Here is a 2,050-nt window from a genome sequence, read left to right as displayed (position 1 = left end):
ACCATGAGCGGCTCATATGGCAAACGGTTGGTTAATCATTCGAACGTAGCTTAACACTTGGAAACCGCTGCTCGCATAAATTGAAGTTTTGATGCCCTTGCAACGCTCGAACACAGCGGACAAGTTCATTGTGGACCGCAGGAAACCTCATCGCAACAGCGATGTGGCGCGCGCGGTGCGCAAGACGCGTGACCGTCTTTCGCAGCAGGCCGGCAATCCCGATTTCGATCGTGAACTGCTGAAGCTCCATGCCCGCGCGATGACCAGCGGCGCCATCGCCATCCCGCTTCTTGTCCTGGCGATCGCGGCGGCCGGCCGGCTGGCCGGAATCGGCAACGAGATCGGGCTCTGGGCGCTGTTCACCCTGACCTGCTACACTATCGTTGCCTTCATGGCGCGGCGCATCGAGCGCACGGAAGCTTCCGAGCTCAACCCTTCGCAAGCAGGACGGGAATTCCTGATCGGCCATTTCCTGTGCGGTCTCGGCTGGGCATGGTTCGTGTGGCTTGGCTGCAGCGTCTGCGAGGTCGATCCGTTCCACATCGTCAAGGCCGTGGTGCTGTTGTTCGCCATGGCGGCGACCGCGGTGATGACCTCGTCTCTGCGTGGGGCGCTGTTGGCGACCTTTGCCGTTCCCGTGGCGCTCTACGCTTATGCCGGCGCCAAGCTATGGATGCCGGTCGAGGCGATCATGGCCGCGCTGCTGGTCGTTTCTCTGCCGTTCTTCGCCTATGTGGCCCGTCATCTCAACCACTCGTCCCTGATGATGTTGTCGTTCCGCTCCGAAAAGGATGCGCTGATCGCTGAACTGGAGACGGCGAAATCGATGTCGGACGAGGCGCGGCGGCGGGCCGAAGACGCCAATCTGGCGAAATCGCGGTTCCTCGCTTCGATGAGCCACGAATTGCGCACGCCGCTCAACGCCATTCTCGGTTTTTCCGAGGTGATGTCGAACGAGGTGCTGGGGCCGATGAGCAATCCCACCTATCGCGACTATGCCCATGACGTGCACGAATCTGGCCAGCATCTGCTCGACCTGATCAACGAGATCCTCGACCTTTCGCGCATCGAGGCCGGCCGCTACCAGCTCAATGAAGAACCGGTGATGCTGCTTGGTATCGTCGAGGACTGCTGTCACATGATGGAGTTGAGGGCGCGCAACAAGGATATCCGGGTCGTCCAGGATTTCGAGCACGAGCTACCGCGCCTTTTCGCTGATGAGCGTGCGGTGCGACAGATCACGCTCAACCTTCTGTCGAATGCGATAAAATTCACCGCTACCGGCGGTGAAATCCGTGTCCGCGTTGGTTGGACGGCGGGCGGCGGACAATACATTTCAATCAAGGACAACGGACCGGGCATACCGGAAGACGAGATCCCGATCGTGCTTTCCGCCTTCGGCCAAGGCTCCATTGCCATCAAGAGCGCCGAGCAAGGCACCGGGCTTGGCCTGCCGATCGTGCAAGGGCTGCTCGCCATGCATGGCGGCGAGTTCGAACTTCATTCCAAGCTGCGCGAAGGGACCGAGGCGATCGCGATCTTCCCGCTCAGCCGGGTGATGGAGGAACTGCCGGCACTGCCGACCGCGGCGGTGGCGGCTCGACGACGGTAATCCGGCAAGACTCTAGCCACGTACCGCAGCTGCCATGCCCGAACTGGTCAGCGCGGCGGCCTTGACCAGCCCCGCAGCAAGGGCGGCCCCTGCCCCTTCGCCATGGCTGATATCCAAATCAAGCAACGGGCGCAGCCCTAGCCGTTGGGCGGCGCGTGCATGCGCGGGTTCCGGCGACAGGCTGGCCAGAAGGCAATGCTCGAGCGCTGTGGGATTGACGCCATGCAGTACCGCTGCGGCTGCCGTCGCCGCCAATCCGTCGAGCAGCACCGGGATCTTCTGCATCCGCGCGGCAAGGATGGCGCCGGCGATCGCCGCGAATTCACGGCCACCGACCCGGCGCAGCGCCTCGAGCGGGTCGCCGAGATGGCCGCCATGAAAAGCCAGCGCCGCATCGACCACGTCGGCTTTGCGTGCCTGCATCGCCGCATCGGCGCC

2 protein-coding genes are annotated in these 2,050 nt (G+C 62.7%); one reads left to right on the top strand and one right to left on the bottom strand.

What is annotated here, in order from left to right; all coding sequences use genetic code 11:
- Positions 1-91 precede the first annotated feature (91 nt).
- Complete coding sequence (locus EN939_RS31695) at positions 92-1,612, top strand: sensor histidine kinase (protein ID WP_127270826.1); 1,521 nt, start codon at positions 92-94, stop codon at positions 1,610-1,612.
- A 12-nt stretch (positions 1,613-1,624) separates the two neighbouring features.
- On the opposite strand, the gene EN939_RS31690 is transcribed toward EN939_RS31695, so the two are convergent.
- A partial coding sequence (locus tag EN939_RS31690) for a nicotinate-nucleotide--dimethylbenzimidazole phosphoribosyltransferase (protein WP_206528391.1) occupies positions 1,625-2,050 on the bottom strand: 426 nt, incomplete at its 5' end.

The sequence above is a fragment of the Mesorhizobium sp. M7A.F.Ca.CA.002.05.1.1 genome, from assembly GCF_003998335.1.
Lineage (GTDB): Bacteria > Pseudomonadota > Alphaproteobacteria > Rhizobiales > Rhizobiaceae > Mesorhizobium.
The sequence above is the reverse complement of the archived record's forward strand: the minus strand, read 5'-3'. Positions and strand labels throughout refer to the sequence as shown.

Excerpts from the sequence above, each read along its gene's own strand:
- EN939_RS31695 (WP_127270826.1), top strand. The coding sequence starts at position 92 with ATGCCCTTGCAACGCTCGAACACAGCGGACAAGTTCATTGTGGACCGC.